The sequence below is a fragment of the Ciceribacter ferrooxidans genome, from assembly GCF_004137355.1.
GTDB classification, from domain to species: Bacteria; Pseudomonadota; Alphaproteobacteria; order Rhizobiales; family Rhizobiaceae; genus Allorhizobium; species Allorhizobium ferrooxidans.
The window spans coordinates 22,000-45,383 of record NZ_SDVB01000196.1 but is presented as its reverse complement, the minus strand read 5'-3'; the positions used below and the strand labels follow the sequence as shown (position 1 = coordinate 45,383).

The window sequence follows — 23,384 nt, the reverse complement described above, 5'->3', positions numbered from 1 at the left end:
TCATGCTGGAAGCTCTGGAAAAACCCTCCGCGCCCGCCTCCGAGGCCACGGTCGTCACCAAGGCCGTGGTCAATGCCGCCGACCGGCTCGGCCTCAGCGCCCGCACGCTCGCCGCCGTGCTCGGCCTCTCCGAGGCGAGCGTCTCGCGCATGAAGCGGCTCGATTTCCGGCTGGAGCGCGGCAGCAAGCCCTTCGAGCTGGCGCTCCTCTTCATTCGCGTCTTCCGCTCGCTCGATGCGATCACCGGCGGCGACGAGGCGGTGGCGCGCAACTGGCTGCGCAACGAGAACACGGCGCTCGGCGCCGTGCCGGCACAGAAGATCCTCACCGTTTCCGGGCTCGTCGATGTCCTTGCCTATCTGGACGCCCGTCGCGCTCTCGTCTGAGTTCCGCGCCGTCTCGGGCGCGTGGTGGCGGCTCGTCGAGGCGCAGCACCAGGTCTCGACGATGAAGCTCGTTGACACGGTCGAGGAACAATCGCTGCTCGAAAGCCTGCTCGAAGAAACCAAGCCCGCGCTGCCGCCGGAATGCGCCGGCCTCGATTATCTCCTCGCCACACCGTTCCGCTACGGCGCCGTCTATCCGAAGGGCTCGCGCTTCCGCCGCGCCGGCCGCACCCTCGGTGTCTTCTACGCCGCCGAAAGCGTGACGACGGCGCTTGCCGAAATGGCCTTCTACCGGCTGCTCTTCTTCGCCGAATCGCCCGAAACGCCGCTGCCCGCCAATGCCGCGGAATACACCGCCTTTTCCGCGCTCGTCACGACAACGCGGGCGCTCGACCTGACCGCGCCGCCGCTTTCGCGCGATGCCGCCGCCTGGGAGGATCCGGTCTCCTACGAGGCCTGCCAGGCGCTCGCGGACGCCGCCCGCGCGGCAGACGGGCAGGCGATCCTCTACCGCTCAGTGCGTGATCCGAAGGGCGGCATGAACATCGCACTTTTGAGCGCGCTCGCCTTCGCCGCCCGCGAACCCGTCGAACGCCAGACCTGGCACATTCGTCTCGGTCGGGCAGGTGTGCAGGCGCTCTGTGAGTTCCCGCAGAGCCGGCTCGGCTTCACCGTCGCCGATTTCGCCGCCGATCCCCGCCTGTCCCGCTTCCGGAGCGCGTAGGCGAGGCGCTATTCACTGGCGGTTGCCACCTCGATCAACCCCTGGCGCAGGACCTGCGGGTCGGTGCCGAGGCCTGCCTCCAGTTCGTCGTGCTCGCGCCGCCAGATCGGCATCGCCTCGACGAGCACGGCCATGCCCGCTTCCGTCAGTTTCAGCCGCTTGCCGCGGCGATCCTTCTCGTCCGCCACGATCGTGATCCATCCGCGCTGGGTGAGCGGCTTCAGCGCCGCCGTCAGCGTCGTGCGGTCCATCGCGAGCAGGGCCGCGACCGGCCCCATCGGCGGCGGCTCCGGGCGGTTCAGCGCCATCATCAGGGAAAACTGGCCGTTCGTCAGCCCGAGCGGCTTGAAGGCGGCATCGAAGCGCCGCGCCAGTGCGCGTGCGGCGCGCTGGGCATGGAGGCAGAGGCATGTGTCGCGGACATGAAGGGTGGTCGAAAAAGGAATCGCAGGCTGATTTGACATGTGCTAAATATGTTGATATCAACGTAAATGTCAAGCAAAACCACGACCATCCGGAGGAGGAGAAGATCATGGAACATCCTGTCGTATCCCGCGAAGAATGGCTGGAGGCGCGCCGCGCCATTCTGCTGAAGGAAAAGGAGGCGACGCATCTGCGCGACCGGCTGAATGCCGAGCGCATGGCCTTGCCCTGGGTCAAGGTCGACAAGGACTACGTTTTCGACACGCCGTCGGGGCCGAAGACGCTCGCCGCGCTGTTCGACGGTCGCAGCCAGCTGATGATTTACCACTTCATGCTCGGCCCGGACTGGCAGGCGGGCTGCACCGGCTGCTCTTTCATCGCCGATCATCTGGACGGCACGCTGCCGCATTTGAACCACCACGACGTGACGCTGGTCGCCGTTTCCCGCGCGCCGCTCGAAAAGATCGAGGCCTACAAGCGCCGCATGGGCTGGCACTTCCCGTGGGTGTCGTCCTTCGGCACCGACTTCAACCGCGACTATCACGTGTCCTTCGATCCGGAGGAGCTCGCCTCCGGCAAGGTCTTCTATAATTTCACCGCAATGCCGGCGGAAGATGCCGGCACCGAGCTTCCGGGCTTGAGTGCCTTCTACCGCGATGCCGACGGCACCGTCTTCCATACCTATTCGAGCTATGCGCGGGGTCCGGAAGAACTGATCGGCACGCTGATGATCCTCGACCGGGCGCCGAAGGGGCGCAACGAGAGGACGACGATGGATTTCGTCCGTCGCCATGACGAGTACGACGGCAAGCCGCGCGCCGCCGCGTCCTGAGCCGTTCATATCTGCAGGCATCTTTTGTGAAACCCCATCGAGGAGGATGAGGCCATGATGGAATTCGCCGTACCGCAGCAGGAACACCACTTTCTCGAAAGACTTCTCGGCGACTGGGTCGTCACCTCGGCGACCGGCAACGAGGATTGCGGACCCGAGAGCCCCGATGACCGCTGGATCGAGACGGTCCGCACGTTCGACGGCCTCTGGTATGTCGGCGAGAGCCGCGGCAAGATGCCGGACGGGCGTCTGGGTTCCGTCATGATGACGCTCGGCTACGATCCGCAGGCCGGCCACTATGTCGGCACCTGGGTCGGCTCGATGATGACCAAGCTCTGGGTCTACAAGGGCTGGATCGAGCCCGACGGCAGGACCCTGACGCTCGAGGCGGAGGGGCCGGACTTCACCGATCCGACGAAGACGGCGATCTACCACGACGCCATCACCTTCGTCGACGACAACACTCGCCGCTTCACGGCCAGCGTCCGCCAGCCCGACGGCACTTTCCAGACCTTCATGACGAGCGAAATGCAGAGACAATCCTGAGCACCCCCGAAGAAGGAAAAGACAATGCAAGGCAAATTCGTCTGGTACGAGCTGATGACCAATGACGTCCCGGCCGCCGCCGCGTTCTACCGGGACGTGATCGGCTGGGAAGCGAAGGCGTTCGACAACGCCACACCGCAGGGAGACGCCTACACCGTCTTCAACATACCGGGGCGTGAAATGGGTTCGGCCGGGCTCATGGGGATCACCCCGCAAATGGCGGAAAACGGGTTGATGCCGCAGTGGTGGGGCTATGTCGCCGTCGACGACGTCGATGCCAAGGCGCGCGAATTTGCCGAAAACGGCGGCCGCGTCCTGATGCCGGGAACCGACATTCCGAACATCGGCCGCTTCGCCACGGTGGCCGATCCGCACGGCGCCGCCCTCAACGTCTTCAAGCCGAACATGCCGGAAGGGCCGATGCCGGAGGAGCCGCCGCCGATGTCGCCCGGAACCGTCGGCTGGCACGAACTGATGGCCGGCGACGGCAACGAGGCCTTCGACTTCTACGCCCGCATGTTCGGCTGGACGAAGGGCGAACCCTACGACATGGGCGCAATGGGCGTCTACCAGCTCTTCGCCCATGAGGGCAGGGACATCGGTGGCATCATGACCAAAACGCCGGACATACCGCACCCCTTCTGGAGCTTCTACTTCGTCGTCCCGGAGATCGACGCGGCGATGAAACGGGTGACCGACGCCGGCGGCACGGTCCTGTCCGCCCCGATGGAGGTTCCCGGCGGCGCCTGGGTGACCCAGTGCCGCGATCCGCAGGGCGCCTTCTTCGCACTCGTCGCGGGCAAACGCTGACGCCGGGGGAGGTGGCGTGGGCCGCCTCTCATCGGGGACAAAGAGCGCGGCGCCGGTGCGTTTCCACATCCTCCGTCACCCCGGACTTGATCCGGGGTCCAGCCACGGCGCGTCTGCGCCGTGAAGGACTCTTTCGCGATCAAGGACTTGATCGCGCTGGATCCCGGATCAAGTCCGGGATGACGTAGAAGAGGGCGCAGCGTCGTCTCCTCACCCCTCCGTCTTCATCCGCTTGCGCACCAGATGGGCGGCGAGCGTCCAGGCGAGTGCCCAGCCGGCGCCGATCGACCAGCCGGCGATGACGTCGGTCGGGTAGTGGACGCCGAGATAGACGCGGCTTGCGCCGATGATGACGGTGAGGAAGATCGCCGAGCCGAGGTAGAGCACCTTCTGGCTGGTGCGCTCCGCCATTTCGGCAAGCAGCGCCCCGAGCGTCAGGTAGACGACGGCCGAGATCGTCGCATGCCCACTCGGGAAGCTCGCGGTGAAGACGCGGGCGATGCCGGTGAGCTCCGGGCGGGGGCGGTCGTAGAAGGATTTGAGCGTCGTGCTCAGGATCGTCCCGCCGATCACCGAGAAGGCGACGAACCAGCCGGTCCGCTGCCGTCCGATCAGGAAGAGATGGATGACGACGACCAGCACGAGAATGGTCAGCACCGAGAAGCTGCCGAGCGCGGTCACGTCGCGGGCGGCCTCCTCGAGCCAGGCCGGGCCGATCGGGTCTGCCGGATCGCCGGGTGCACGCAGCGCCATCAGCACGCCCTCGTCGAGGGCGAGCGTCTCGCCCTCGCTCACCTCGTCGGCGATCATGCCGAAGGCGGCAAGCAGGCCGGCGATGATAGCGCCGGCGACATAGGGGTAGAGCGAACCGTTGTTGATGCGAAAGGCCATCCGTCTCCTCGTTTTCTCTTCCCGTGTCGAGGTGGAGATGGCGGCTTATGGCCGGCAGGTCAAGGCCGGGCTGGCGCCTGCCGTTCACGGGCGGGTGGAATTGCGCTATGTCTTTGCGTTCACGGCGAGGGGGATGAACGGGCATGCTGAAGACGATCGCGAAATCTGTGGCCTTCGGGCTTGTCGGCCTGATCGGCCTGCCGATCCTGACCGGCATCCTGGCGCTGTCGCTCGGCTACCTCTTCGATCCGCGCTGCGGCACGCCGGGCGATTCCGGCGGCTGCGAAATGGGAGCCGCCACCGCCGCCGTCGCCATGGCGCTGCCGGGCTTGCTCATCGGCGTCGGCATCGCGCTCTTCACCTCATGGCGTCGCCGCAAGGTCTGACGGCCTCACACCCCGCCCATCTCCGACTCCGGCGGCTTCGCCGGCTCGCGCACCTCGGTCATCGTCGCCTCGGTGAGCAGCAGCACGCTGGCGACGGAGACGGCGTTTTCGAGCGCGATCCGCACCACCTTGGTCGGATCGATGATGCCCGCTTCCATCAGGTCGACATAGAGCCTGCGGCCGGCGTCGAAGCCCATGGCGCCGGAGCCCTGCAGCATCCGCTCGACGACGACGCCGTCGTCCACCGCCGAGTTGAGGGCGATCTGCCGGGCAGGGGCCTCCAGCGCGCGCTTGAGGATCTGCACGCCGGTGCGCTCGTCGCCCTCGCATTTCTGCTCTTCCGCGACGACCGCGCCGACGCAGCGCAGGAGCGCCAGCCCGCCACCCGGCACGATGCCTTCGGCGACCGCTGCCTTGGTGGCGTTGATCGCGTCCTCGATCGCGTCCTTCTTCGCCTTCATTTCCGCCTCCGCTGGCGCCCCGACGCGGATGACGGCGACGCCGCCGGAGAGCTTGGCGAGCCGCTCCTCCAGCTTCTCCTTGTCGTAGTCGCTGGTGGTCTTGTCGATCTGGCGGCGGATTTCCTCGATGCGGCCCTTGATCCGCGCCGGATCGCCGGCGCCGCCGACGATCGTCGTCGTCTCCTTGTCGATGACGACGCGGGCAGCCGAGCCGAGTTCGGCGAGCGTCACGTTTTCGAGCTTGGCGCCCATCTCCTCGGAAATCACCTGGGCGCCGGTCAGCACCGCGATATCCTCCAGCATCGCCTTGCGCCGGTCGCCGAAGCCCGGCGCCTTGACCGCGCAGTTGTGGAAGGTGCCGCGGATCTGGTTGACGATGAGGGTCGCGAGCGCCTCGCCCTCGATGTCCTCGGCGATCACCAGCAGCGGCCGGCCCGACTTGGCGATCTGTTCGAGCAGCGGCACGAGGTCCATCAGCGCCGAAATCTTGCGGTCGAAGAGGAGGATGCGGGCGTCTTCGAGCACGGCTTCCATGTCCTCCGCGCTGGTGATGAAATAGGGCGAGATGTAGCCGCGATCGAACTGCATCCCCTCGACGACGTTGAGGTGGGTTTCCGTCGTCTTCGCCTCCTCGACGGTGATGACGCCGTCGTCGCCGACCTTCTCGATCGCCTCGGCGATCAGCGCCCCGATCGCCTCGTCGTTATGGGCGGAGATCGCCGCCACCTGCTGCTTTTCGAGTGTCGTGGCGACCGGTCGCGACAGTGTCTTCAGCGCCTCGACCGTGCATTTCGTCGCCCGGTCGAGGCCGCGCTTGATGTCGACCGCGCTCGCGCCCGCGACCACGTTGCGAAGCCCCTCGGAAAAGATCGCATGGGCGAGGATGGTGGCGGTGCTGGTGCCGTCGCCGACCATGTCGCCGGTCTTTTCAGCCGCCTCCCGGAGCATGCGGGCCCCGAGGTTCTCCTCGGGGTCCTTGAGGTCGAATTCCTTGGCGATCGTAACGCCGTCGTTGCAGACGACCGGCACGCCCCACTTTTTCTCGATCAGCACCGATTTCGAGCGCGGGCCGAGCGTGATGCGCACCGCGTCGGCGAGAAGGGTCGCTCCGCGCAGGATTTTCGCGCGGGCCTCGTCACGAAAGAGAACCTGTTTATGCGCCATGCCGGACGTCCTCGAAATGCCGGCCGGGCGGGCCCGACGCCGGCGGCTGCGGGAAAGTCTGCTTCATCAGCACCTTATAACATTAGGCTTCTTCGAAGAACATTGATCCTGATCAGGTTCGGGTGAGAGCCGTCGTCAGCTACGGGGCGCGAAGTCGTGTCCGATCCACGCCTCGAAGCGGCGGGCGAGGCGGAGCGCCAGCCAGAGGTTGAGATAGACGAGGACCGTTGCCGCAACCGACCAGGCGGCCGTCGGGGCGGGCGAAATCGCGCCCGAGCGGGCGAGGGCGAAGAGCGCGTAGAGGCAATAGGGGAGCACGAGCAGGCTGGTGATGATGAAGGGGCAATAGCCGCGCCAGAGGATCGTCTGGCCGACATGGACGAGAAGATGGAAAAGGAAGGCGACGAGCAGGCCCGCCCAGAGATCGTGGAGACCGAAGGCGATCGCCGCATAGGTGAGTACCGTCAGGATGAGGAACTCCTCCAGGACCGCGACGGTGAAGGCCGAGGTCGAGAGGTTGCCGTAGAGCGGCAGGACCCGCGCCGCGACGGCCGGAAAGCGGCGCTCCAGTGCCGCGCCGTTCTTCGCCAGCCACGGCTTCAGCATGACGATTTCCTCGAACTCGTGCAGCATGAAGACGACGGGCAGCAACCCCATCAGCATGTCGTTCGTCATCGCCCCGACTCTCCCGCCCCTCGTCTTTGGCCACGATCATAGCGCAAGCGCTTCCGCCCGGCACGCCTGCCCCGAGCGGCTTCCTGTCGCAGAGGTTGCGGCCGGGGTTCCGTATTTCGCTTTTTCCACCAGAAGTAGATTGTTAACATTCCCTCGCTAAAGAAGGGGCGGGGGAATGCGCCCGTGCGCGGCGCGGATTGCGGCCGGGGGCTTCAGGATCATGGAAAAGCACCTCTTCGGGCTCGACGGGCTGCGGTTTCTCGCCGCGATGGCCGTGGTCGGCTTCCATTTCCTCTTCCGCGGCGAGGCCGCCGGCGACCTGCCGCAGGTGCCGCTGCCGGAGATGCTTGAGCGTGCTGCGGCCTACGGCTATCTCGGCGTCAGCATCTTCTTCATCATCAGCGGCTTCGTGATCCTCTATTCGGTGGAAGGCCGCACGCCGCTCGAATTCTTCGTCTCGCGCTTCGTGCGCATCTATCCGACCTTCATGGTGATGATGACGGTTACCGCGCTCGTCGTGGTCATCGCCGCCAATCCGCGCTTCGAGGTCAGCCTCGAGCAGTACGGCGCCAATCTCATGGTCTTCTCGCTGCTGCTCGGCGAACCCTTCGTCGACGGTGCCTACTGGTCGATCGTGCTCGAACTCGTCTTCTACGGCTGGATCTTCCTGCTGCTCGTCATTCGGCGGCTGGACGACATCGAGACGATCGCCTTCGGCTGGCTGGCGCTCTCCTTCGCCAACGAGGCCTTCTTCCAGGTCCGTCTGCTGCAGGATGCGCTGATTACCGAATACAGCGGCTTCTTCGTCGCCGGCATCGCCCTCCAGCGGCTCGGCAAGGGCGTCACGCCAACGCGGCTCGCGCTCCTCGCCCTGTCGCTGTCCTACGGGGTCTTCACCTCGCTCAGCGCCGCACCCTGGTTCGAGGCCGAATATGGAAGCGCGCTGTCGCGCCCGGTGATCGCGACAGCCGTCCTCGGCGGGGCGGCACTCTTCGTGCTCATCGCCCGCATGGACCTGCCGCGCCGCTTCTGGGGACCGCTGAAGCTCGCCGGCGGCGCCACCTATCCGCTCTATCTCGTCCACCAGCATGTCGGCTATGTCGCGATCCCGCCGCTCGCTGCTCTGGTTCACCCGGCGGTTGCGATCCTCCTCGTCGTCGCCGGCATCCTCGCCTTCGCCTTCGCCTACCACGTGCTGGCGGAGCGCTCGGCCATGCCGGCCTTGAGAGCGCGGCTCTATCGCCTCCTGCAGCCGCTCGCCCCGGCCCTCGACCGCCGCCCGTCGTGAGGTGCGCTTGGAAAAAAAGACTCGTGAAAATTGATAAATGAAAAGCTAATACAACTAAAAAGTTTACGCACTTTGACTTGTTTGCTATGCCTTCATCAGTCGAAACGGAGGGCACGGTCATGTCGATACTCAGCAGTGAAGGCAAGGAAGGCGGCAGCGACGGCAAGGAAGGCAAGGACGATGCCGCCCGGCTCGCCGGGATCGAGGCGATCAGCCTCCCCATGGAGCGGTTCGGCAAGGGTCGAACGGATTTCAAGCGACACTTCTTCCGCGTCGACCTGAAGCAGAAGCCGGACGCATCCGCCGACCTCCTGCGTAAGAGCGACGAGTATTGGCAGGCGGCTTCCGACTACGGTCTCGTGGATTCGGTAACGCGGCTTCCCGACGGCTCGGTGCATTTCGTCCTGTCGCTGAAGGACGAAGGCGAGATCAAGGACCTCGTCGCCGCCGATCCGGGCGTCGAGGCGGGTGCCTTCACCCTCGGCGGGCACGCGAAGATCTGAAACCCGCGATGCGCGACGGGCCCGGCGACGAGCGGATTGTCCTGCTGTTGAACCTCGGGGAGCCGCTCGAACGGCTCCTGCGTGAAAGCCTCGCCCGGCGGGGCCTCGCAAGCCTCTCCCTCGATACCGACGCGATCGTCCTCGGCGACATCCATGTCCCGGTCGGCGATCCGGCGGCGGGGGAGGGCTGGATCCGCCCGCGGGGTGCCATGCGGCCGGTTTTCCTCAGGCAGGTCGCCGGCACGCTTGCAAGCCACGAGGCGCGCGTGTCGGACGACATCTTTTCCGCCAGCGAGAAGGCGGCCGTCCTGCACATGCTGCGCATGGCCTGCGGCAATCCGCTGAACCGCGGCACCTCCGGCAGCGCGTGTTCCTATATGATCTCGCTGCCGGAACAATGGGCACGCTGCGCGCGGGCGGGGCTCGCCTGTCCGCAATGGCAGGTCCATGACGGCGGGCCGCTTCCCGACGGCTGGCTTCGCCTTTCCCGCCTCTACGACCGCTCGCTGCGGCGTGTCGACGACGGCGAGGGGGAGGTCCGGCTGGCGGTGCAAAGCCCCCGTGGCGCGGCGGCGTGCTGCGCCTTCGCCGGCGATGTGCTCACGCTTTTCCGCCCCGAGGGCGACCGTCTGGTAGCGATGCACCTGCCGGACCGGGCGCTTGGAGAAGTCGCGGCGCTGGTCGCCGCCGTGCGACACCTCTTCGGCATCGATTACGGCGAACTGGTCTTCAGCTATCTCGGGCGACCGGTCTTCTGGTCGGTCGTCCCGCAGCTTTCCCCGGATCTTCTGGAGGGGCCGGCGGGCGAGAGCCTCGCCGATGCCCTGGCCGACATGGTGAGCCGATGACGGTGCTCTTTCGCGACGGTTGGACGGATCGCATGGGCCGGGCGCGGCAGTCCGAAGACGCGCCGCCCGAGGATTTCGGGGCGCAAGCGACCGGTGCGCCCTTCGTCATCAGCGTCAGCGGCGATCCGACGGCCGCCGGCTTTCACAAGCGGGTCACCGATGAGGGCCTGCCGCTGCGCTGGGTGACGATCGAGGCGGTGGCGGAGGGCAGGCTTCCACTCGCCGTGCTCGCCGAATGGATGGCGGCGGCGCCGGGCGTCTACATCCGCGACGGCTGGAGCGCCGATGCCGGCGACGTCGCCCTGCGCGCCGTCCTCGCCGCCCTTTGCGATGCCCACCCGAACGTGATCCGTGCCGGGGAGCGGAGCACCAACTGGTGCAAGCCCTTCCATGTCGCCGCGCTCGCGGCGGTGCCGCGCCGGGTGGCGCAATTGCCGCCGACGCTGATGACGACGCGCCATGCGCTTGCCGGCCGGGTCGTCAAGAACTGCAGCTCCGCCCCGAGCTTCGTCCTTGACGGCGACACGCTCTCCGGAGTCGCCGAGCCCGTGCTGTCGCAGGCGCGGCTCCGCGGCCGGGAATTCCGGGTGCATGTGCTCGACGGCGTCTGCTTTACGGTCGAGGTGGTGACGACCGCGCTCGACTACCGCAAGGAGGGCGGCGCCGAGATGCGCCCGGCGGTGATCGATGCGGCACTTGCCGCCGACCTCTGCGACCTGACCGAGGCGGAAGGGCTGCGCTTTTCCGGCATCGACCTCATCCTGACCGGGGAGGGCCCCTTCGTCATCGAGGTGAACCCGATGCCCGGCTACCACGGCTACGATCTCGCCCTCTGGGGCGAGGAGAGTATCACGACCCGTCTCTACAACCGATTGTCGAGGGTGCCATGAAATACCGGATCACCGATGAGACCCGCAGGCTCGAAAGCGGCGAAATCCTCCACCGCATCGTCCGCGCGGACGGCGCAAGCGGCGGCTTCGTCCAGTCGGAAAAGAACCTGTCGCAGGCCGGCACGTGCTGGCTGCACGGGGATTCGCTCGCCTATGGCGAGGCGCGGATCGAGGACGCCGCCCAGGTCTACGGTGTCATCTCCGGCTCCGCCGTCGCCCGCGGCCGTGCGGCGATCCACGGCCGCCTCCACGGCCATGCCGTCGTCGAGGGCGATGCCAAGGTCTACGGCAATGTCGGCGGCAGCCACCATATCGGCGGCGACGAGGTGGTCTACGGCAATCTCGACTGAGGCCGAAGACCCGACGCCTGCTATCGTTTCAAACTGCCGAGGATGCCGCGCACCAGCGCCCGGCCGACCGATGTCGCGACCGAGCGCGCCGCGCTCTTCATCGCCGCCTCCAGCACCGATTCCCGCTGGTAGCCGGAGCTGCGGCGGGTGCCGTTCTTCGCCGTCTTGGTGCCCTCTTCGGTCTCGTCGCCGAAGCCCGGCAGAGTCCAGCGGCCACCGGCATTCTCCTTGCCCTCTTCCTCCGCACGGCGGGCGGCTTCCGCCTCGGCCGCCTTGCGTGCCCGTTCGGTGAGGATCTCGTAGGCCGATTCCCGGTCGGCATCGCGGTCGTAGAGGCCGGAAACCGGGCTTGTCGCCATCAGCTGCTGGCGCTCGGCCGGCGTGATCGGTCCGAGCCGCGAGGCCGGCGGGCGGATGAGCGTGCGCTCGACCATCGAGGGAATGCCCTTGCCCTCCAGGGTCGAGACCAGCGCCTCGCCGGTGCCGAGCGCGGTGATCGCGGTTTCGCAGTCGAAGGCGGGGTTGGGGCGGAAAGTCTCGGCCGCCGTCTTCACCGCCTTCTGCTCGCGCGGCGTATAGGCGCGCAGTGCATGTTGCACGCGGTTGCCGAGCTGCGCGAGCACCGTTTCCGGCACGTCGAGCGGGTTCTGGGTGACGAAATAGACGCCAACGCCCTTGGAGCGGATGAGGCGAACCACCTGCTCGATGCGGTCGACGAGCACCTTCGGCGCGTCGTCGAAGAGGAGGTGCGCCTCGTCGAAGAAGAAGACGAGCCGCGGTTTTTCCGGATCACCCACCTCCGGCAGCTCCTCGAAGAGTTCGGAGAGGAGCCAGAGCAGGAAGGTGGCGTAAAGCCTCGGGTTCATCATCAGCTTGTCGGCGGCGAGCACCGAGATCATGCCGCGGCCGTCGCTCGTCGTGCGCATGATGTCGGAGATCGAAAGCGCCGGCTCGCCGAAGAAGTTCTCCGCCCCCTGCTGCTCGAGGATCAAGAGCCCCCGCTGCAGCGAGCCGACGGAGGCCTTGGAGATCAGCCCGAACTGGCTCGAAAGCTCGCTCGCATGCTCGCCCATGTAGGTGAGCAGCGCCTGCAGGTCTTTCAGATCGAGAAGCGGCAGCCCGCCCTGGTCGGCGATCTTGAAGGCGATGTTCAGGACGCCCTCCTGCGCCTCCGAGGCGTCCATCAGCCGCGAGAGCAGGAGCGGCCCCATCTCGGCGATGGTGGTGCGCACCCGGTGGCCCTGTTCGCCGTAGAGATCCCAGAAGATCACCGGCGCGGCACGGAACTCGTAGGGCGAAAGCCCGATCGTCTCGGCGCGTTTCAGCAGAAAGTCCTTCGCCTCGCCCTTCACCGCGATGCCGGAAAGATCGCCCTTGATGTCGGCGCAGAAGACCGGCACTCCGGCCTCGGAGAAGCTCTCCGCGAGGATCTGCAGCGTCACCGTCTTGCCGGTGCCAGTCGCCCCGGTCACCAGCCCGTGGCGATTGCCGAACTTCAGCTCCAGATATTCCGGCTTGTTGAGGCTGTCGTCGGGGTTGCGGCTGGCGCCGATGAAGAGCTTTCCGTCAACAAGCATGGGGCCTCGTCTTTCGCGGGCGGCGGGCAGCGCCCGGCATTGCCGCATTCATCCAAACAACAGGTTGTAACTATAAGGATAGTATGGAACATGACAACAGCCCGGCACGTCTCCGGCGCGGGGGGCAGGGGCGCGGCGAAAAAGCCTGTGGGGAGCGGCCCCGGCGCTTGAGTTCGCAGGCGGAATTAATTACGTTGACGTTCACGTCAGAATTTCAAACGGAGGCAGACCATGAATGAACTCGTAAACCGCATCGCCACCAATGTCGGCATCGACGCGGATGTCGCCGAAAAGGCGGTCGGCATGATGCTGGGCTTCCTCCAGCGCGAGGCGGCCGACGGCCCGGTCGCCAAGATGATCGAAGCGATCCCCGGCGCCGTCGACCTCGTCGCCAAGTATAACGGCGAAGGCGAGGGCAAGGGCCTCATCGGCGGGCTGCTGAGCGCGATCGGCGGCGGTGGCATCATGGGCCTCGGCCAGCAGCTGATGTCGCTCGGCCTCGGCATGGGCGAGATCACCTCGCTCTCGAAGGAAACCATCGCCGCCGCCCGCGAATACGCCGGCTCCGACGTCGTCGACGAAGTCGTCGCCTCTGTCCCGGGGTTGAGCCAGTTCGTCTGATCTGATCAGCGCATGGATTTGAAGAGACCGCCGGAGCGATCCGGCGGTTTTTTTGTTTTGGGGGACGCGCAAGCACAAACCCACCGTCATGCCGGGCTCGACCCGGCATCCAGCGCGATCAAGTCCTTGATCGCGAGAGGAGTCTTTCGCGGCGCGGACGCGCCGCTGCTGGACTCCGGCTCGCGGGCCGGAGTGACGGAGGAGGTGGAGGCGAACCATTGGCGGTGACGTTTCCGGCAGTGGGAGCCGGCCAAGCGGCGTCCGTTCCTCTTCTCCCCATCGGGGGTGAGGAGCAGCCGGCGAAGCCGGGCAATCGATCCAGTGAATCGATTGCAGCGACGAACGCCCTGAGCTCGGGCGAAGGGCCGGTCAGGTGGCGCGTAGCGCCGGATGATGGGGCGTTTGGACGTTCAGCCGAGTGGCCTCCTCACCGCCTCGCATTCGCTCGGCACTTCTCCTCGCCGGGGAGAAGAGGGCATTCCCGGACCGCGCCGCGAACTGCGGAGTTCGTATCGTGAAGGGATACCGAAAGATCTCCCGACTGCCACGCGGAGCGATCCGGCGGTTTGTCCTTTTGGGGCGGTCGCGCCGCGTGAATGCTTACCGTTGGAGCGGTCCCACGTATTTTGGGAGCGGGCAACGTTGTGAAGTCTGCGGAATACTGCGCGAAAGTCTTGCGGGATGAAGGAATGCACATTCAAATTGTCGCACTAAGATACACAATCGGTTGTGCTTCAAGCAAGAATTGCATTATCTATAACGAGTGATGTTGAACGATGAATCTGAGGTCCTCAGGTGCACACATTTGACGATGCAACGATACAACAAATATTTGGCGCGGATGATGCGGAAAATGAGGACGATGAACGCCTGAAGGAATATTTCTATAGGAACATGGCTTATGACTCCCTGACGTCTAACTTGCCTGTGCGGGTTCTTGTTGGTCACAAAGGAGTCGGCAAAAGCGCGCTTCTTAAGCGGGCTTATCTGTCAGACGTAGAGGCGCATATTCCCTGTGTCTGGTTGCAGCCGGACGCATTGCTCAATGTGCAGACAGATACCAACCCAAACGACCAATTCGTTCGCAAAATTTCGGTTTGGAAAACAGGAATCTTAAGGGAAATACTCGGCGCATTATTTGAAAAAGCAATGCTCAATCAGCTCCCTGAGCTGGAAAATGCCTCCGCTAATTCTCTTGCTGAGTTAATCGTAAAGTGGCTAGACGAAAAGAGGTTAGAGAACGGGGACGTCCGCTCGATCAATATTTATATTGATGACATAGACCGCGGATGGAAAGCGAACCCTGAAGACATCACAAATATTTCGGCTCTGCTAAACGCTATCCGCGATATAGGGGGGAAGCACCCACGCATCCGATTCCGAATCGGACTTAGAAGTGACGTATATTTCTTGGTTCGGACGTCGGACGAGTCAACGGACAAGATTGAAGGAAATGTCATTTGGCTGAGGTGGATTAATGATGACATTCTCCGGGTCATTGCCAAGAGAATTGCTACGTTCTTCAAACTAGAGTACACGCAGCAGGCTATTGATAAGCTTGATCAAGGACAGATTACCAGTCTTATACTGAAGGAAGTTATTGAGCCTCGGTTTTCCGGAAAGGGTAAGTGGGAGGATCGGCCGGTTCACAAAATTCTGCTTTCGTTGACACGGGCGAGACCACGTGACCTAGTGAAGCTATTTCGGCTTGCGGCGAAGAGCGCAAATAAGCGTGGTGCCAGTATCATATCGTCGCAAGATCTAAATGGCATTTTTGAAATGTATTCGCAAGAACGCTTGCAGGATATTATAAACGAATTCAAGAGTGAGTTGCCACAGATTGAGCGTTTGCTTCTTGCTATGAAGCCAACAAAGATGGAGCGTAGAACGGCGACTAGTTATACGTTTACAACCGATCAGCTGTCTAGGAAGCTTACGAATATTATTCAGCAGAATAACTTTACGTTTACGAATGGTAAGGCGGTTAGTTCGCGTGCGTTAATACAATTTTTGTATAAAATTGATTTTATAACTGCTCGAAAAGTGGAGAGTGATGGTAATATTGTAAGAAAGTATTTCGAGGAATCGCGCTTTCTGGGTCATGAAATTGTTGATTTCGGCTACGGTTGGGAAATACACCCAGCTTATCGTTGGGCGCTGCAACCGGAAAACGTCAACGCTATCTTGGATGCATTGGAGTTATGAGGCTTTGTTGCGAGATTACGTGGTCAGCCCTTGGTGCCATCGGCAGATCTCCTGTCTCTAAATTTTCAATATTGATGCCGTTTATAGGATACATTTTACTTCTGCAGGATAGTGTGGCGAAGTTCATTTCGCCATTCACCGGAATGGGTGTCAATTCCGAATTGAAACTAGGAATTGGTTTTTATTTGTTGTATTTTGGTCTATTTTTATTTGGGTTCGGCTCATTTATATTTCAAGTAACCTCGCCGGAAATCGCGAAAAGATTCAGTTCGGCGGACGACTATGTTGAGCGGACACAATCGATTGTCACGGCGTCGGAAATATCTCATAAGTTGCAGTTTATCTTGCAGCATGTCGAATTGGGGTCGGTTGTAGAAGAAGAGGCTAAGCTCTACAAAAATGCGATTTCGGCAGGTGTTGGTAGCCAGCCGCAACAGGCGGCGAAATTATTCACCTTGCGAAATTTTTTTGAAACAAAAGACAGGTCGAGGTGCGCATTTAGAATTATCGTGTTTCTTCTTTTTTCATCCGGACTGGCATTGACGATGGCGCCGTCGTTTATTGCGCTAGCGCGTGTTGGTCGCGACTTTGCAAGAAGCTACATGTGATGCTTTGGTTGGCGTAGCACCGTTCTGATACTCCGCGGCATTCCCCCTCAATCCCACTCGGGCGCCAGATGCCCCGGGCTGACAATCCTCCCATCCGGGCGGGTAAGCGCGGAGATCGCGTCCATCTCCTGCGCGTCGAGGTGGAAGTCGAAGATGGCGAAGTTTTCGGCGACGCGGTTTTCCGTCGCCGTCTTGGTGAGCGCCACCACGCCCTGCTGCTGCACGAGCCAGCGCAGCGCCACCTGCGCCGCCGTCTTGCCGTGGCGGGCGCCGATATCCTGCAGGAGCGGCTCCTTCGTCACGCGCCCGTCGGCCATCGCATAGTAGGCGGTGATCGCCATGCCGTAGGAGCGGGCGGCGGCGATGACCGCCGTCTGGTCGAGATAAGGGTGGTATTCGATCTGGTTGGTGACGATCGGCGCTTGCGAAAGCGCCACCGCCTCGCCCATCAGCGCGCAATTGTAGTTGCTGACCCCGATATGGCGCACCTTGCCGGCCTTCACCACCGCGTTCAGGCAGCCGATCTGCTCGGCGAGCGGCACCGGGCTCTTCGGCCAGTGCAGGAGCAGCAGGTCGACATAGTCAGTCCGGAGCTTTTTGAGGCTCTCGTCGACGGAGGGCAGGAAGTCCTTCCGCGCGAAGCGGTCCACCCAGACCTTGGTGGTGAGGAAGATCTCCTCGCGGGGAATGCCGGAGGTGGCGATCACGTCGCCCACCTCCGCCTCGTTGCCGTAAATCTGCGCGGTGTCGACGTGGCGGAAGCCGGTCTTGAGCGCGAGCGGCAGGATGCGGATCACGTCGGGGCCGGGCATCCGGAAGGTGCCGAAGCCGAGGGCGGGAATGGATGCGCCGTTGGCGGAAACGATCTGCATGGGCTTCTCCCTCATCTTGCGGCGGCATCGGGCGGGAAGGGGCCATGGTCGCGGTTTTCGGCCGCCGGATCAAGGCCGTCCGCCCGTCAGGGGCGAGACTTCGCGAGAATGCGAAAGGTTCCGTTTACGCCGTTTTAAGCAGGTTCGCCGAAGCCCGCTTTTCTTCACTGAAGATTAAGGGGCTTTACCTCCAATGCCTGTGAGATTGGAGTGATGTTTATGTCTCTTTCGGCCAGATTTTTTTCCGTTTTGTTCCTTTTTCTCGTGTCCGCGGGTGCCGTGAGCGCCGCCGAGTGGGTCGCCGCCAAGGTGAGCCAGCCGGTGCAGTACACGCTCGACAACAAGAGCTGGACCGCCGTCACGGTGGGCACGGTGATCCCGAACAAGGCGCTGGTCGTCACCGGCGCGCGCGGGCGTCTCGTCCTCACGCGCAACAAGGAAAGCATCACCTTCCAGCCGAACAGCCTCGCCTCGATCACCACGTCCGGCTTCTTCACGCGCAAGACCGAGGTCGCCCAGCAATACGGCGCGATGCTCTTCGACATCGAGACGCGGGGCAAGCCGCACACCGCCGTGCAGACGCCGTTCCTGGCGGCGGTCGTCAAGGGCACGAAGTTCGAGGTCAAGGTCGACCGCAAGACGGCGTCGGTCAGCGTCGAGCGCGGCCTCGTCGAGGTCACCGGCTTCGCCCGCGGCGAGCAGACCCATGTGAGCCCCGGCCAGAAGGTCACCGTCGATCCGAAGAGCCGCAGGGCCATGCAGGTCGCCGGCGTCGGGCCGAAACACGCGGTGGTCTCCGTTCCGCCGGCGTCGCCCAAGGTCGCCGTGCTCGGTCCGAAGACCCCGGATGCCATCGCTGCGGCGGCTGAGAAGACGAACACGGACGACAATACCGGCAACACCGCCAACACCGGCGGCGACGAGGCCGCAACCACGACCGGCAACGGCAATGCGGCCAATGGCAATGCAGGCGGCGGCAAGGGTAGCACCGGAGGCAATGCCGGCGGAAATACCGGCAACGCGGGCGGCAACGGCAATACCGGTGGCAATACTGGCGGTAACACCGGCGGCAACGGCAATACCGGCGGCAACGGCAATGGTGGCGGCAACACCGGCGGTAACGGTGGTGGCAACGCCGGCGGCAACGGCAATGGTGGTGGCAATACCGGCGGCAACGGCAACGGCGGTGGAAACACCGGCGGCAATGGCGGCGGAAACGCCGGCGGCAATGGTGGTGGCAACGGCGGCGGACATGGTGGCGACAAGGGCGGCCACGACGACCACGGCGGCAAAGGCGGCCACGACGACGACCATGGCGACAAGGGCGGCGACCATGGCGGCCACGGCGACAAGGGCGGTGACGACGATCATGGCGGCCACGGCAAGAAGCCTCCGAAACGCGGCTGACGATCATGGGGGCACTGCGCAGGCTGATACGGAGACTGGGACGGGCGGGCACCTATAGTGTGCTCACCGCGCTCCTTCTTCTCGTCATGCCGCTGGCGCTGCCCCCGCTCGGCATCCTGAAGGGCATCGATCTCTTCCTCACCGAATGGCGTGCGGCGGCGGCGCCGCGCGCGGCGGGCGGCAAGTTCGTCTTCGTCGCCATCGACAAGCGCAGCCTCGATCAAATCGGCGTCTGGCCCTGGCCGCGCGACGTCCATGCCGAGGTCGTCGACCGGCTGGCCGCAGCCGGCGCCGCCGACATCTTCCTCGACATCGATTTCAGCACCCGCTCCACCGCTGCGGCCGACGATCGGCTGGCCAAGGCGCTCGCCGATGCCGGTGGCGGCGTCGTGCTTCCGGCCTTCGTGCAATACCGCTCCGCCGGCGGCGATACGCCGGAGACGGTCGTCTCGCGGCCGCTCCCCGAGTTCGAGGCGAATGCCTGGCTCGCCGCGGCCAATGTCGCCGCCGATCCCGACGGCGTCGTCCGCGGCCTGCCCCATGGCGTGATGCTCGACGGGCAGGTGGCACAGTCGGTCGCGGCGCTCCTTGCCGGGGAGCCGGAGCCGAGCGCGGCAAACTTCGGCATCGATTTCTCGATCTCGCCGGCGAGCGTGCCGATTTTTTCCGTTTCCGATCTGCTTTCCGGCCGGGTGCCGGCGGAGGCGCTCTCGGGCCGCTCGGTCGTCGTCGGCGCCTATGCGACCGAGCTGAAGGACGTCTTCGCCGTCCCCGTCTATGGCCTGCTCGGCGGCCCCATGCTGCATATCCTCGGCGCCGAGACGCTTTCGCAGGATCGCGTTCCCGTGCCACTCGATCCGACCGCCTATGCGCTCGTCATCGCCGGCCTCATCGTCCTGTCGATCCGCTCCAGCCGGCGGCTCACCGGCTGGCTGCTGCTGCCGCTGCTCGGGCTGACGGCCGCCGGCGTGGAGGCTGCAGCCTTCTATCTGCAGCAGCGCTATTCGCTCGTCCTGCCGACCGCGGGCATCCAGCTCGTGCTGGCGACCGGCCTGTTGCTCTACCTGATCGAGCATGTCGACGTCGGCAACTGGCTCGCCGCACTCGCCCAACTCGAAAGCCGCAATTCGCAGACGCTTCTGCGCCGCGTGATCGACGACAGCGTCGACGGCGTGGTGATCCTCGACCATGAGGGCCGCCTCGTCGAGGTCAGCCGTTCCGCCGAAACGATCTTCGGCGCCGGCCTCTACCGTGCACTTCTTGCCGATTTTTCCGCGGCCGCACCGCTGCCGATGCAGGCCGCACTCGAAAGGGCCCGCCGTCAGAAGGGCGAGGCGGGAGCGCTCCCCGTCGACTTCGAACTGGAATTGCGGGAGGCCGGCGCCAGCCGCTATCTCGAGGGCCATGTCGCCGTGTCGCTCCTCGAAACGGCGGAAGAGGCGGGCGAACCGGCCGAGCGTCCCTTCGTCACCTGCGTCACCGTCCGCGACGTGACCGCCAGGCGCGCCTACGCGGAAAAGCTGAAGGCGCTCTCCCAGTATGACGAACTGACCGGTGCGCTTCGCCGCGACGAGCTCGTCCGCCGCATGGATGCGGCACCTTGCGACGACTGGTCGGTCTTCGCGATCAACCTCCATCGTTTCGCCGCGATCAACATGGTCCTCGGCCGCTCGACCGGCGACGATCTCCTGAAGGCGTTGGTGACGCGGCTCAGGGAGAACGCGCCGCGCGGCGCGCTGATCGCCCGCAGCGAAGGCGACGGCTTCTCGATCGCCGTGCCGTCAGTCGCGCTCGCCATGCCGCCGACCGAATTCGCCGAGCACCTCATCGGCCTTCTGTCGCGCGCCTTCGTGCTTGGTCCTTCGGTCGCCGAGATCGGTGCCCGCATCGGCATCTGCGTCTCGGGCGAGGGGCGCGATGCCGCCGGCCTCGTCGCCGGGGCGGAAGCCGCGCTCGACCACGCCCGCAAGAGCGCCGGCTCCGGCTACAGCCTCCATGATTCCGACGAGGCACGCCGCCAGATCCGCGCCCGCGCGCTGGAGGCGGAAATGAAGGGCGCGCTCGCCGCCGGCCAGTTCTTCCTCCTCTACCAGCCGCAGGTGGCCCTCGCGGACGGCCATCTCACCGGGGCCGAGGCGCTGGTGCGCTGGCGCCATCCGGAATTCGGCGTCGTCCCGCCCTTCGAATTCATCGAGATCGCCGAGGCGAGCGGCTTCATCTGTCCGCTCGGCGCTTTTGTGGTCGAGGAAGCCTGCCGGCAGGCGACCGGCTGGCCGGAACACCTGAGCGTCTCGGTCAACGTCTCGCCGCTGCAGTTCACCCGCATGGACATGGTCACGGTCGTCCGGAAGGCGCTCGCCGAAAGCGGCCTTTCGCCCGAACGCCTGCACCTCGAAATCACCGAATCGGCCTTCCTCGACGTTTCCGACGAGATCCTCGCCCAGCTCGCCGCACTGCGCGCCCTCGGCGTGAAGATCGCGCTCGATGACTTCGGCACCGGCTATTCCTCGCTCGGCTATCTCGCCCGCTTCCCGCTCGATTTCATCAAGATCGACCAGTCCTTCGTCCGCCGGCTCGCGACCGACCCGGCGAGCCTGACCATCGTCGGCGCCGTCAAGTCGCTCGCCGCCGGCTTCGGCGCGCGTGTCGTCTGCGAAGGGATCGAAGGCGAGGCGGAATGGCAGATCCTCGCCGCCTTGGGCTGCGAGGAAGGGCAGGGCTACTATTTCGGCAAGCCGCAGCCCGGCGAAGACATCCGCCTCGCCGCCGCCCGCGTGCCCGACCGCAAGCGGGCGTGAGGTTTTCCACGGTCGCTGAAAGGCCCGTCTTATTTGATGCGGCTCCACATCCTCCGTCACCCCGGACCTGATCCGGGGTCCAGTAACGGCGCGTCTGCGCCGTGAAAGAGTCCTTTTGCGATCAAGGACTTGATCGCGCTGGATGCCGACTCGGAGGCCGGCATGACGAATGGGCGTGTCCGCCGCAGATTGCCGAAAAGCTCGGCCAGAGGTCTGTCGGCGCGAAAGTGGTCTGCGAAGGCGAGGCGAAGAGGGGGAGGGTGGCAAGGCGCTCCATCTCCCCCCTTGCGGGGGAGACTTCGGAGCGATGGCCGAAGGCCAGAAATCGATCCAGTGAATCGATTTCAGCGAACGGAGGCCTGAGCGCGACGCCGCGCGAAGGCGAAGGAGGGCTTAGCCCATGAGGGGCTAAACCTCAGATTTCGCAAGAGAGGGGCTTCGTCAGGCGTGCCGGACGAACCGAGCCCCCCACCTGAAAAATCTGAGGTTTAGGCGGCTTGCGCGCGCCTAATCCCTCGATTTTTCGTCCTCCCCCGCAAGGGGGGAGGCGGCGCCCAACCATCGAATCCCCCTCACGCCTGCACGGCGACGACGAAGAGCCGGGGAAAGCGCAGGAGCCGCCGGCCGTCCGCCATCGGCGGATAGGCCTGCTCGATGCGCGCGGTGTAGTCCGCGAGGAAGGCGTCGCGATGTTCTGCGCCCGCGGCATCGAGATAGGGGCGAAGCCCCGTGCCCTTCACCCATTCGACGATCGCTTCGGCGCTTTCCATCGGGTGGTAATAGTCCGTGTGCCACAGGTCGACGCGGCGCGCATGGGGCGACAGCCGGTCGTAATAGGCGGCGGGTGGGGGGAGCGGCGTGCGGCGGATGCGGCCGCCGGCGAAGAGCGCACGCCACGGGCCGGCAGCCCCCGTCGCCTCCATCGCGCGGTGGCAGGGCTCGTCGAGATTGTCCGGCATCTGCACGGCGAGCACGCCACCCGGCGCCAGGTGCGCCATCAGCCGCTCCATCAGGGCCAGATGGCCCGGCAGCCATTGCAGCACGGCGTTGGCATAGAAGAGATCGACGTCGTGCGGCGGCTCCCAGGTCGAGAGATCGGCGGCGACGAAGGGCGTTTCCGGCAGCCGCGCGCGGGCCTTCGCCAGCATGTCGGCATCGCTGTCGAGCCCGGTGACCGCGTGGCCGCCGAAGCGCTCGACAATGAGCGCGGTCGAGTTTCCCGGCCCACAGCCGAGGTCGTAGGCGCGCTTCGCCTGGGCGAGCGGCACATGCGCCAGCAGGTCGCGCGCGGGCCGTGTCCGCTCGTCTTCGAATTGCAGGTATTGTTCCGCCGACCACGCCATGATCAGAGGCTTTCGAGCGAGGGCAGGATGAGGTCGGGCGGAAAATCCCGGTACTCGTCCGGCATGCGGCTGCGGTTCAGCCAGACGGTGCGGAAGCCGAATTTTTTGGCGCCGGCGGCATCCCAGCGGTTCGACGACTGGAAGGAGACCGCGTCGGGATAGAGCCGGTAGGTGGTGGTGACGATCTCGTAGACGGCGGGCGCGGTCTTGTAGAGCCCGAGCGTATCGACGGAAAAGACGTCATCGATCACCGTTTCGAGCGCGGCGTTCTTCACCGCCGCGGCGAGCATCAGCGGCGAGCCGTTGGAGAGGATTGCCACCTTCGCGCCGCGTGCCTTCAAGTCCTTCAGCACCGCCGGCACTTCCGGATAGCAGTCGAGCGTCCAGTAGGCGGCGAGCAGGTCGGCCCTGAGTCTCCGGTCGACGCCGGGAAAACGCTCGAAGGTGTAGTCGAGCGCCTCTTCCGTCAGGCTCCAGAAATCGCGGTAGGCGCCCATCAGCGTGCGCACCCAGGAATATTCGAGCTGTTTCGCCCGCCACATTTCGGAGAAGATCTGGTAGTCCGGCCCGGCCCGTTCGGCATGGCGGCGCACCGCGGCATGCACGTCGAACAGGGTGCCGTAGGCGTCGAAGACATAAGCTGCCGTGGACATCGGTCCTCCTCCGGTGACGTCGCCGCCCGTACCGTTTCCGCCGGCCGCAGGTGCGGCGGGAATCACGGGAACAGGACGATCATTCCGTGTGGCAAGTCTTACGTCCGGATACAGGCGGGGGCA

At 64.8% G+C, this 23,384-nt stretch carries 25 protein-coding genes; 17 read left to right on the top strand and 8 right to left on the bottom strand.

Translation table 11 applies throughout. From position 1 onward, the window contains the following. Positions 1-2: 2 nt before the first annotated feature. Complete coding sequence (locus EUU22_RS09465; protein ID WP_129331785.1) at positions 3-386, top strand: MbcA/ParS/Xre antitoxin family protein; 384 nt, start codon at positions 3-5, stop codon at positions 384-386. Continuing rightward, on the top strand, positions 346-1,110 hold the full coding sequence (locus tag EUU22_RS09460; protein ID WP_129331784.1) for an RES family NAD+ phosphorylase: 765 nt from the start codon (positions 346-348) through the stop codon (positions 1,108-1,110). Before EUU22_RS09465 ends, EUU22_RS09460 begins: the two co-directional genes overlap by 41 nt. A gap of 8 nt (positions 1,111-1,118) precedes the next feature. Here the strand turns inward: EUU22_RS09460 and EUU22_RS09455 are convergent, their stop codons facing one another. Next, positions 1,119-1,574 carry a MarR family winged helix-turn-helix transcriptional regulator gene (locus tag EUU22_RS09455; protein ID WP_129331783.1) on the bottom strand — a complete coding sequence of 152 codons (456 nt, stop codon included), beginning with the start codon at positions 1,572-1,574 and terminating at the stop codon, positions 1,119-1,121. A gap of 68 nt (positions 1,575-1,642) precedes the next feature. Between EUU22_RS09455 and EUU22_RS09450 the strand changes: the two genes are divergently transcribed. Genes EUU22_RS09450 through EUU22_RS09440 form a run of 3 tightly spaced genes read left to right on the top strand, consistent with a single transcriptional unit; the run spans position 1,643 to position 3,721 of the window. Continuing rightward, the gene (locus EUU22_RS09450; RefSeq protein WP_129331782.1) at positions 1,643-2,365 is read left to right on the top strand and encodes a DUF899 domain-containing protein; all 723 of its coding nucleotides are present in this window, start codon (positions 1,643-1,645) and stop codon (positions 2,363-2,365) included. A 57-nt stretch (positions 2,366-2,422) separates the two neighbouring features. Beyond that, a complete protein-coding gene (locus tag EUU22_RS09445; RefSeq protein WP_129331926.1) occupies positions 2,423-2,911 on the top strand; it encodes a DUF1579 domain-containing protein in 489 nt (162 codons plus the stop codon). 24 nt (positions 2,912-2,935) lie between these two features. Further along, positions 2,936-3,721, top strand: a complete 786-nt coding sequence (locus tag EUU22_RS09440; RefSeq protein WP_129331781.1) for a VOC family protein — start codon at positions 2,936-2,938, stop codon at positions 3,719-3,721. Between the two features lie 210 nt (positions 3,722-3,931). On the opposite strand, the gene EUU22_RS09435 is transcribed toward EUU22_RS09440, so the two are convergent. Continuing rightward, positions 3,932-4,612 carry a phosphatase PAP2 family protein gene (locus EUU22_RS09435; RefSeq protein WP_129331780.1) on the bottom strand — a complete coding sequence of 227 codons (681 nt, stop codon included), beginning with the start codon at positions 4,610-4,612 and terminating at the stop codon, positions 3,932-3,934. A 143-nt stretch (positions 4,613-4,755) separates the two neighbouring features. Between EUU22_RS09435 and EUU22_RS09430 the strand changes: the two genes are divergently transcribed. Next, positions 4,756-4,998, top strand: coding sequence for a hypothetical protein (locus tag EUU22_RS09430; protein WP_129331779.1), 243 nt, complete (start codon positions 4,756-4,758; stop codon positions 4,996-4,998). A 5-nt stretch (positions 4,999-5,003) separates the two neighbouring features. On the opposite strand, the gene groL is transcribed toward EUU22_RS09430, so the two are convergent. Both groL and EUU22_RS09420 read right to left on the bottom strand, forming a co-directional pair. After that, on the bottom strand, positions 5,004-6,623 hold the full coding sequence (gene groL / locus EUU22_RS09425; RefSeq protein WP_129331778.1) for a chaperonin GroEL: 1,620 nt from the start codon (positions 6,621-6,623) through the stop codon (positions 5,004-5,006). Positions 6,624-6,758: 135 nt separating this feature from the next. Next, positions 6,759-7,298 (bottom strand): HXXEE domain-containing protein, encoded by a 540-nt coding sequence (locus EUU22_RS09420; protein ID WP_129331777.1) that lies wholly within the window; start codon positions 7,296-7,298, stop codon positions 6,759-6,761. Between the two features lie 220 nt (positions 7,299-7,518). On the opposite strand from EUU22_RS09420, the gene EUU22_RS09415 reads away from it, so the two are divergent. From EUU22_RS09415 to EUU22_RS09395, 5 genes are all read left to right on the top strand, one after another. Beyond that, on the top strand, positions 7,519-8,586 hold the full coding sequence (locus tag EUU22_RS09415) for an acyltransferase family protein (RefSeq protein ID WP_165351129.1): 1,068 nt from the start codon (positions 7,519-7,521) through the stop codon (positions 8,584-8,586). Between the two features lie 119 nt (positions 8,587-8,705). Further along, complete coding sequence (locus tag EUU22_RS09410) at positions 8,706-9,089, top strand: hypothetical protein (RefSeq protein ID WP_129331775.1); 384 nt, start codon at positions 8,706-8,708, stop codon at positions 9,087-9,089. Between the two features lie 8 nt (positions 9,090-9,097). Beyond that, positions 9,098-9,937 carry a hypothetical protein gene (locus EUU22_RS09405; RefSeq protein ID WP_129331774.1) on the top strand — a complete coding sequence of 280 codons (840 nt, stop codon included), beginning with the start codon at positions 9,098-9,100 and terminating at the stop codon, positions 9,935-9,937. Further along, positions 9,934-10,827 carry a D-alanine--D-alanine ligase family protein gene (locus tag EUU22_RS09400; RefSeq protein WP_129331773.1) on the top strand — a complete coding sequence of 298 codons (894 nt, stop codon included), beginning with the start codon at positions 9,934-9,936 and terminating at the stop codon, positions 10,825-10,827. Before EUU22_RS09405 ends, EUU22_RS09400 begins: the two co-directional genes overlap by 4 nt. Beyond that, positions 10,824-11,177, top strand: coding sequence for a hypothetical protein (locus tag EUU22_RS09395; RefSeq protein WP_129331772.1), 354 nt, complete (start codon positions 10,824-10,826; stop codon positions 11,175-11,177). The genes EUU22_RS09400 and EUU22_RS09395 overlap by 4 nt, the downstream gene beginning before the upstream one ends. A 20-nt stretch (positions 11,178-11,197) precedes the next feature. Here EUU22_RS09395 and EUU22_RS09390 read toward each other — a convergent pair whose 3' ends face one another. Then, positions 11,198-12,754: a helicase HerA-like C-terminal domain-containing protein gene (locus EUU22_RS09390; RefSeq protein ID WP_129331771.1), complete on the bottom strand. Its 1,557-nt coding sequence runs from the start codon at positions 12,752-12,754 to the stop codon at positions 11,198-11,200. A 231-nt stretch (positions 12,755-12,985) separates the two neighbouring features. Here EUU22_RS09390 and EUU22_RS09385 point away from each other — a divergent pair, with 231 nt between their 5' ends. The 4 genes from EUU22_RS09385 (at position 12,986) to EUU22_RS09375 (ending at position 16,188) form a co-directional block, all read left to right on the top strand. Continuing rightward, complete coding sequence (locus tag EUU22_RS09385; protein WP_129331770.1) at positions 12,986-13,375, top strand: hypothetical protein; 390 nt, start codon at positions 12,986-12,988, stop codon at positions 13,373-13,375. Positions 13,376-13,387: 12 nt separating this feature from the next. Beyond that, positions 13,388-13,603 (top strand): hypothetical protein, encoded by a 216-nt coding sequence (locus EUU22_RS25245; RefSeq protein ID WP_165351128.1) that lies wholly within the window; start codon positions 13,388-13,390, stop codon positions 13,601-13,603. 567 nt (positions 13,604-14,170) lie between these two features. Further along, entirely contained in the window at positions 14,171-15,580 is a 1,410-nt protein-coding gene (locus tag EUU22_RS09380) for a P-loop ATPase, Sll1717 family (protein ID WP_129331769.1), read from the top strand. A gap of 113 nt (positions 15,581-15,693) precedes the next feature. Further along, positions 15,694-16,188, top strand: a complete 495-nt coding sequence (locus tag EUU22_RS09375) for a hypothetical protein (RefSeq protein ID WP_129331768.1) — start codon at positions 15,694-15,696, stop codon at positions 16,186-16,188. 47 nt (positions 16,189-16,235) lie between these two features. Here EUU22_RS09375 and EUU22_RS09370 read toward each other — a convergent pair whose 3' ends face one another. Beyond that, a complete protein-coding gene (locus EUU22_RS09370) occupies positions 16,236-17,060 on the bottom strand; it encodes an aldo/keto reductase (RefSeq protein ID WP_129331767.1) in 825 nt (274 codons plus the stop codon). 279 nt (positions 17,061-17,339) lie between these two features. Here EUU22_RS09370 and EUU22_RS09365 point away from each other — a divergent pair, with 279 nt between their 5' ends. Next, on the top strand, positions 17,340-18,467 hold the full coding sequence (locus EUU22_RS09365) for a FecR domain-containing protein (RefSeq protein ID WP_245484947.1): 1,128 nt from the start codon (positions 17,340-17,342) through the stop codon (positions 18,465-18,467). Between the two features lie 5 nt (positions 18,468-18,472). Next, positions 18,473-21,265, top strand: a complete 2,793-nt coding sequence (locus EUU22_RS09360) for an EAL domain-containing protein (protein WP_129331765.1) — start codon at positions 18,473-18,475, stop codon at positions 21,263-21,265. 572 nt (positions 21,266-21,837) lie between these two features. Here the strand turns inward: EUU22_RS09360 and tam are convergent. Then, on the bottom strand, positions 21,838-22,608 hold the full coding sequence (gene tam / locus EUU22_RS09355) for a trans-aconitate 2-methyltransferase (RefSeq protein WP_129331764.1): 771 nt from the start codon (positions 22,606-22,608) through the stop codon (positions 21,838-21,840). A gap of 2 nt (positions 22,609-22,610) precedes the next feature. Beyond that, positions 22,611-23,261, bottom strand: coding sequence for a haloacid dehalogenase type II (locus tag EUU22_RS09350; protein WP_129331763.1), 651 nt, complete (start codon positions 23,259-23,261; stop codon positions 22,611-22,613). Positions 23,262-23,384: the final 123 nt, after the last annotated feature.

Excerpts from the sequence above, each read along its gene's own strand:
- EUU22_RS25245 (WP_165351128.1), top strand. The coding sequence starts at position 13,388 with ATGGATTTGAAGAGACCGCCGGAGCGATCCGGCGGTTTTTTTGTTTTG.
- EUU22_RS09465 (WP_129331785.1), top strand. The coding sequence starts at position 3 with ATGCTGGAAGCTCTGGAAAAACCCTCCGCGCCCGCCTCCGAGGCCACG.
- EUU22_RS09390 (WP_129331771.1), bottom strand. The coding sequence starts at position 12,754 with ATGCTTGTTGACGGAAAGCTCTTCATCGGCGCCAGCCGCAACCCCGAC.
- EUU22_RS09395 (WP_129331772.1), top strand. The coding sequence starts at position 10,824 with ATGAAATACCGGATCACCGATGAGACCCGCAGGCTCGAAAGCGGCGAA.
- EUU22_RS09420 (WP_129331777.1), bottom strand. The coding sequence starts at position 7,298 with ATGACGAACGACATGCTGATGGGGTTGCTGCCCGTCGTCTTCATGCTG.
- EUU22_RS09430 (WP_129331779.1), top strand. The coding sequence starts at position 4,756 with ATGCTGAAGACGATCGCGAAATCTGTGGCCTTCGGGCTTGTCGGCCTG.
- EUU22_RS09370 (WP_129331767.1), bottom strand. The coding sequence starts at position 17,060 with ATGCAGATCGTTTCCGCCAACGGCGCATCCATTCCCGCCCTCGGCTTC.
- EUU22_RS09360 (WP_129331765.1), top strand. The coding sequence starts at position 18,473 with ATGGGGGCACTGCGCAGGCTGATACGGAGACTGGGACGGGCGGGCACC.
- groL (WP_129331778.1), bottom strand. The coding sequence starts at position 6,623 with ATGGCGCATAAACAGGTTCTCTTTCGTGACGAGGCCCGCGCGAAAATC.
- EUU22_RS09385 (WP_129331770.1), top strand. The coding sequence starts at position 12,986 with ATGAATGAACTCGTAAACCGCATCGCCACCAATGTCGGCATCGACGCG.
- EUU22_RS09415 (WP_165351129.1), top strand. The coding sequence starts at position 7,519 with ATGGAAAAGCACCTCTTCGGGCTCGACGGGCTGCGGTTTCTCGCCGCG.
- EUU22_RS09400 (WP_129331773.1), top strand. The coding sequence starts at position 9,934 with ATGACGGTGCTCTTTCGCGACGGTTGGACGGATCGCATGGGCCGGGCG.
- EUU22_RS09440 (WP_129331781.1), top strand. The coding sequence starts at position 2,936 with ATGCAAGGCAAATTCGTCTGGTACGAGCTGATGACCAATGACGTCCCG.
- tam (WP_129331764.1), bottom strand. The coding sequence starts at position 22,608 with ATGGCGTGGTCGGCGGAACAATACCTGCAATTCGAAGACGAGCGGACA.
- EUU22_RS09450 (WP_129331782.1), top strand. The coding sequence starts at position 1,643 with ATGGAACATCCTGTCGTATCCCGCGAAGAATGGCTGGAGGCGCGCCGC.
- EUU22_RS09460 (WP_129331784.1), top strand. The coding sequence starts at position 346 with ATGTCCTTGCCTATCTGGACGCCCGTCGCGCTCTCGTCTGAGTTCCGC.
- EUU22_RS09445 (WP_129331926.1), top strand. The coding sequence starts at position 2,423 with ATGGAATTCGCCGTACCGCAGCAGGAACACCACTTTCTCGAAAGACTT.
- EUU22_RS09455 (WP_129331783.1), bottom strand. The coding sequence starts at position 1,574 with ATGTCAAATCAGCCTGCGATTCCTTTTTCGACCACCCTTCATGTCCGC.
- EUU22_RS09435 (WP_129331780.1), bottom strand. The coding sequence starts at position 4,612 with ATGGCCTTTCGCATCAACAACGGTTCGCTCTACCCCTATGTCGCCGGC.
- EUU22_RS09405 (WP_129331774.1), top strand. The coding sequence starts at position 9,098 with ATGCGCGACGGGCCCGGCGACGAGCGGATTGTCCTGCTGTTGAACCTC.
- EUU22_RS09410 (WP_129331775.1), top strand. The coding sequence starts at position 8,706 with ATGTCGATACTCAGCAGTGAAGGCAAGGAAGGCGGCAGCGACGGCAAG.
- EUU22_RS09350 (WP_129331763.1), bottom strand. The coding sequence starts at position 23,261 with ATGTCCACGGCAGCTTATGTCTTCGACGCCTACGGCACCCTGTTCGAC.